At 38.7% G+C, this 6,533-nt stretch carries 4 protein-coding genes; 3 read left to right on the forward strand and 1 reads right to left on the reverse strand.

Annotated features, from left to right (window positions below; translation table 11 throughout):
• Positions 1-74 precede the first annotated feature (74 nt).
• Positions 75-1,691: a glycosyltransferase family 39 protein gene (locus QZR70_RS08070; RefSeq protein WP_295794364.1), complete on the reverse strand. Its 1,617-nt coding sequence runs from the start codon at positions 1,689-1,691 to the stop codon at positions 75-77.
• A gap of 265 nt (positions 1,692-1,956) precedes the next feature.
• Here QZR70_RS08070 and QZR70_RS08075 point away from each other — a divergent pair, with 265 nt between their 5' ends.
• The 3 genes from QZR70_RS08075 to rpoB all read left to right on the forward strand — a co-directional run.
• Positions 1,957-3,372, forward strand: coding sequence for an aspartate ammonia-lyase (locus QZR70_RS08075; protein ID WP_295794366.1), 1,416 nt, complete (start codon positions 1,957-1,959; stop codon positions 3,370-3,372).
• A gap of 141 nt (positions 3,373-3,513) precedes the next feature.
• Complete coding sequence (locus QZR70_RS08080; protein ID WP_295794367.1) at positions 3,514-3,717, forward strand: hypothetical protein; 204 nt, start codon at positions 3,514-3,516, stop codon at positions 3,715-3,717.
• On the forward strand, positions 3,704-6,533 hold a 2,830-nt coding region (gene rpoB / locus QZR70_RS08085), incomplete at its 3' end, for a DNA-directed RNA polymerase subunit beta (RefSeq protein ID WP_295794369.1). The genes QZR70_RS08080 and rpoB, both read left to right, overlap by 14 nt.

Consider the following 6,533-nt stretch of genomic DNA (forward strand, 5'->3'; position numbering starts at 1 on the left):
GATTAAAGTACCAACACGTTTTGTCCTATAACCCGAAGTTATCCATTAATAGCAATTAGCTGATTTTCCTACGATTATTGAATTTTATAAATGCTAGCCGATTTAGTTTTTCCAACTTCTGTTGCTATGTTATTGGTTGGTGAATTAGCAAATTCTTTACTATATTTATTTGGTACAATGATGGTAGCACCTTTTTCATTAGATACCCTTGTATCAAACTCATCTACTGTTATTGTGGGCATCAATGTTTTGCCTGCTGTCCATAGAGGATTATCTGTAGTATGTACAAATACTTGAGTTGGGGTATCTTTTGTATAATATACAATCGATGTATAGTAGGTACCATATATATATGTGTGTTGAGCACTTGACTCAATATATGGCTTGAATTGAAGCCCCGATTGATCAGATAAAATAGGTGTTACAGTTATTGTGATTGCCGTATATAAAATAGTTAAAGGTGTGGCTAAATAGATAGATAATGGTACGTTGCGATTTCTATACCGTTTAACTACTAGTGCAAATAGTACTAGTAATACGAATGCACTAATTAATGGTATAGGATTTAATTCTGGTGTTGCGATGCTGGCTACTAGGAATAAGATTGTATATATGCCTAATGGAATCGTTACAATATATTTAAAACTAGTACTCTTGTTATGGCAGCTAGTTGTGATAGCTTCAGCGCCCCAGATAAGACATGGGATTATTGCTGGTAACGTATAGGTTATATACTTTGTGGCCACTAGTGAATAGAATAATACAATTACTACAAACCAGATGGCGCCGAGAAGATAAAAATTATTTTTCCATGTAATGTTTTTGAGTCGGTAAATAACGGCTGGTGTCCATGGTAATAGAGCAAGAGGGACAATGATTAGGTAATAATACCAAACATTGAATTTTGGATGCTCAGATACAAGTGCTCGCTCCATGTTGTGAAGCCCTAGGAAACCAGATATGAATTCTTGACCGTGAATCGAGTACATAGCGATGTACCATGGACTGGCAAGAACTATAAATAAGAGAATTCCCAAAGGATTAAATAATAATGTAATATCCTTAGCAAGTGAGTAATCATCCTTATCTTTTTGGGTGAACCATCGTGCAGCAATGAATAGTAATAGTATTAATCCAGGAAGAACAATACCAACGGGCCCTTTAGTTACGACCGCTAAGGCTGCTGCCCCATAGGCTTTCACCATGGAATGTTTATCGTTCTTGGTGAAAGCTAGATAAGAATAGCCGAAGATGGCTAGTGAAAAGAAGAATAGGAAGCCGTCTGTTATGACTGCGTGAGAAATGTACCAGAACTGTAAGGCACCAAACAAAAGTATGGCACTCGTAATTGCTATATGCGTGGACTCTTTAATGCGATACACAAGATGGTACATAAGCGCAACACTGCCACCAGCAATAAGTGTATTTGGTATGCGTGATGTAAAGTCAGATATGCCAAATAGTTTATAGCTTATCATAAGCGCCCAATAGGTGAGGGGCGGTTTATCATACCAGACTTGGTCATATATCATGGGTGATATCCATGAGTTATGTTTTAACATTGTAATAGCAGATAATACATAGTTGGACTCAACCGGATCTGTTATGGGTAGATAGGCGTTATAGAAACCGTAACTCAGTACGGTCAATAAAAATAGCGCACCTATGCGCAGCATGTGATTGTTAATCATAGTTACTCCTTACTTACATAGTTTATATTATTGTACTATAGGGCGTGTAATAATTAAACCAATGAAAGATAAAGGTTTTATCAATATGGAAATAGTTACAAAAAAAGAATTATTTATGAAATAATATATTGTATAGAATATTGTTTGTACAGAATACATGAAATGACTTTTATGTATACAAAATACATGCTATAATGAGCGCGTAAGATAAAACCGTTTCATTGAAATACTATTTTGTATAAAAATAGTAGAAAGAGGATTTATTATGAGAAAAGAACATGATTTCTTAGGCGAATTAGAAGTAGCTGATGAATTATATTACGGTGTACAAACAATTCGTGCATTAGAAAACTTCCATATTACAGGAAAACACTTGGACCAAGATTTTATCAAAGCATTGGCAATGGTAAAAAAAGCATCTGCTTTAGCGAATATGAAAACTGGTCGCTTGAATGTATCTATAGGTAAAGCTATTGTACAAGCTGCAGATGAAGTAATTGAAGGTCAATTTGCTGACCAATTCCCTGTTGATCCAATTCAAGGTGGTGCAGGTACTTCTGTAAACATGAATATGAACGAAGTATTGGCTAACCGTGCTTGTGAAATTTTGGGTCATCCAAAAGGAAGCTATGATGTTGTAAGCCCTAACAACCATTGTAATATGGCACAATCTACAAATGATGCTTTCCCAACAGCAATCAAGGTATGTGCAATTTTGAAATCTAAACCTTTACTTGAAGCATTACAACGTCTTGTTGATGAACTTGAGAAAAAGGCTGATGAATATAGCGAAATTTTGAAAATGGGTCGTACTCACTTACAAGATGCGGTGCCAATTACATTAGGCCAAGAAATGGGTGCCTATGCATCTGGTGTTCGCCGCGGTATTAAACGTATTAAATCTGCCGTTGAAGGTGCACATGTAATTAACATGGGTGCTACTGCAGTTGGTACAGGCCTTAATGCGGAACCTAATTATATTCATGATGTAGCATACGAACTTAGTGAAGTAGTAGGCGAACCATTCTACACAGCTGAAAACTTAATTGATGCTACTAACAATACAGATATCTTTGCTGATATCTCCAGTGGTTTGAAAGTAACTGCTCTCGTATTGATTAAAATGGCCAATGACTTCCGCTTGATGGCATCTGGTCCTCGTTGTGGTATTGGGGAATTAAAATTACCAGCTCGTCAACCTGGTTCTTCCATCATGCCAGGCAAGGTTAACCCTGTTATCGCCGAAGTATTGAACCAAGTATGTTACCAAGTTATCGGTAATGACTTAACAATTACATTGGCTGTAGAAAATGGTCAATTCGAATTGAACGTAATGGAACCTGTATTGGCTTATAATTTATTCAATAATCTTTGCTACCTCAAAAACGGCGTAAATACATTTGTTGATAAATTACTCGTGGATCTTGAAGTAGATCGTGAACAATGCGAATACTGGTTGAATCGTTCCGTTGGTATCGTAACAGCATTGTTGCCACATCTTGGATATGAAACAGCATCTTCTCTTGCAAAAGAAGCTTATACTACTGGTCGTGCTATCCGTGATATCATCTTGGAAAAAGGTTTATTGACTGAAGATGAAATCAATCATATCCTTTCTCCTAAAGAAATGACTCGCCCTGGTATTGCTGGTGCTAATCTTTTAAAACAAAAAGGCAACTAACATAGTCAGTTGTTTTAATACATGAATAAAGCATGAAAATGAAAGACTGTCAACCCTTTTGGTTGACAGTCTTTTTTAATACTGATAGAATTATATATTGCAAAAGTAGCGTTTCCTGCTTTTGGATATAAAAACTATAACTTGAATAGTGATGAGGTTTTCTTCCAAGGTTGTGCTTGGTTAATGGAAAGCAAGGTTATTTTTAAAAATGAAATGGGCCTTGCTTTATTTGACGTTATCCGAGCAGGAAAACTGAGACCTGTAAGATGTCTTTTCCGTGCCGTTATAGAAAATGGTAGACCAGTGTGTTTTGATAGGGGTGAAAGCAAATATGTTCAAACCTGAACAGGTAGGCAAACGAACTCGTTATACGTACGCAAAAATTAACGAAGTTATCAAGATGCCGCATTTATTGGACATTCAGCGTAAATCGTATGAGTGGTTCTTGGAGAGTGGTTTACAAAATATTTTCAACGATATTTCTCCGATTAAAGACAATTCAGGTAATCTAGTACTTTCTTTCGAAGGTTTCAGCTTAGGTGAACCTAAGTATGATATTAATGAATGTAAAAACCGTGATGCTACTTACGCAGCACCACTTCGTGTAAATATTCGCTTAGTAAATAATGATCCAGAAAATATGGACATTAAAGAACAAGAAGTATTCATGGGCGATTTCCCATTGATGACTGACACAGGTACTTTCATCATCAATGGTGCAGAACGTGTAATCGTATCCCAATTGGTACGTTCTCCAGGCGTTTACTACAATAAAGAAATCGATACAATGGGTAACCGTTTGTACGATTCCACAGTTATTCCTAACCGTGGCGCATGGATCGAGCTTGAAACTGATGCAAGCGAAGTTGTTGCTGTTCGTATTGACCGTAACCGTAAATTACCAGCTACTGTATTGGTACGTGCATTAGGTTGGGATACTAATGAAAGTATCCTTGATCTCTTCTGGAATGGTAAAACTGATGAAGATGGTTTGCCAGTATATGATGAACGCATCGTTCGTACATTAGAAAAAGATACAACTCAATCTGCTGATGAAGCATTGGTTGAAATCTATAAAAAATTACGTCCAGGTGAACCTCCTACTGTAGAATCTGCTCGTAATTTATTCGATAATTTATTCTTCGATGCTCGCCGTTATGATTTAGCGCGCGTTGGTCGTTACAAATTAAACAAAAAACTCGGCTGGCGTCAACGTATGTTGGGTCAAACATTGGCTCAACCAATCGTAGATCCAGAAACTGGCGAAATCATTCTTGATGCAGGTGTACAAGTTGGGGAGGAACAACTTGATATCGTTGCTAATAGCCATGTATTCGATGGTGAAGGTTTCGCTGAGTTCTACATCGTAAATAACGATGGTGTAGAATCTAAAGTTATCTGTAACAACTGCAACTTGCCATACGATCACCGTACAGTAACACGTGAAGACATGATCGCTAACATCTCTTACTTGCTCAACCTTATGGATGGCGCAGGTCATACAGATGATATCGACCACTTGGGTAACCGTCGTCTTCGCTGTGTAGGTGAATTGTTGCAAAACCAATTCCGTATTGGTTTAACTCGTATGGAACGTGTTGTTCGTGAACGTATGACAATTCAAGAAATCGAATCTATCACGCCTCAAGCGTTGATTAACATTCGCCCTGTAGTGGCAGCAATCAAAGAATTCTTTGGTTCTTCTCAATTGTCTCAGTTCATGGACCAAACAAACCCATTAGCAGAATTGACTCATAAACGTCGTCTATCTGCCCTTGGCCCTGGCGGTTTATCTCGTGAGCGTGCAGGCTTCGAAGTTCGTGACGTGCATCACTCTCACTATGGCCGTATGTGTCCAATCGAAACTCCAGAAGGTCCAAACATCGGTTTGATCAACTCCTTGTCTAACTACGCGAAAGTAAATGAATTTGGTTTCATTGAGGCTCCATACCGTAAAGTAGAAAAAATCTATGGTACAGGTGCCGATGCAGACAAAGTTGTAAAAGTTCGTGTCACTGATTCCGTTGTATATATGACAGCTGATGAAGAAGAAGGCATGACAATTGCCCAAGCGAACTCCCCAATCGATGGTGAAGGTTACTTTACTAATGAACACGTTGCTTGTCGTCGTGGTCATGACGTATTGGAAGTTACACCTGATAAGGTAGACTACATGGACGTTAGTCCAAAAGAAGTTGTATCAATCGGTACAGCTATGATTCCATTCCTTGAAAATGATGATGCTAACCGTGCCTTGATGGGTGCGAACATGCAACGTCAAGCGGTACCACTATTGCGCGCTCAAGCTCCACTTGTTGGTACAGGTATGGAATATACAGCAGCTACTGACTCCGGCGTTTGCGTACTTGCTCGTGAAGCTGGTAAAGTTGTACGTTGCTGGGGTAATGAAATCCACGTTCTTCGCGATAGCGATGGTCGTGTTGATACATACCGTTTGAATAAATTCCTTCGTTCTAACCAATCCACATGCTTTAACCAAAAACCAATCGTTAATCGTGGCGACCATGTTGTAAAAGGCCAAGTATTGGCTGACGGTCCTGCTACTGATGGCGGTGAATTGGCGTTAGGTTATAACGTTCTTGTAGCGTTCATGCCTTGGGAAGGTTATAACTACGAAGATGCGATCTTGCTTAGTGAAGAACTTTGCAAAGAAGATATCTATACATCCATTCATATTGAAGAGTACGAATGCGATGCGCGTGACACTAAATTAGGTGCCGAAGAAATTACTCGTGAATTACCTAATACTGGTGATGACACACTTAAAAACCTTGATGAAGATGGTATCATCTGTATTGGTGCAGAAGTACATCCTGGCGATATTCTCGTAGGTAAAGCTACACCAAAAGGTGAAACTGAATTAACACCTGAAGAACGCTTATTGCGCGCTATCTTCGGTGACAAAGAACGCGAAGTTCGCGATACATCCTTGCGCGTACCTCATGGCGAATCTGGTAAAGTTGTAGACGTTAAAGTCTTCACTCGTGAAAACGGTGACGAATTACAACCAGGTGTAAATAAACTTGTTCGCGTATACATCGCTCAAAAACGTAAGATTCACGAAGGCGATAAAATGGCGGGCCGCCATGGTAACAAAGGTGTCGTTTCTCGCGTTATGAGAAAAGAAGATATGCCATTCC

Origin of the sequence: uncultured Veillonella sp., assembly GCF_900545205.1 — a bacterium.
GTDB lineage: Bacteria > Bacillota > Negativicutes > Veillonellales > Veillonellaceae > Veillonella.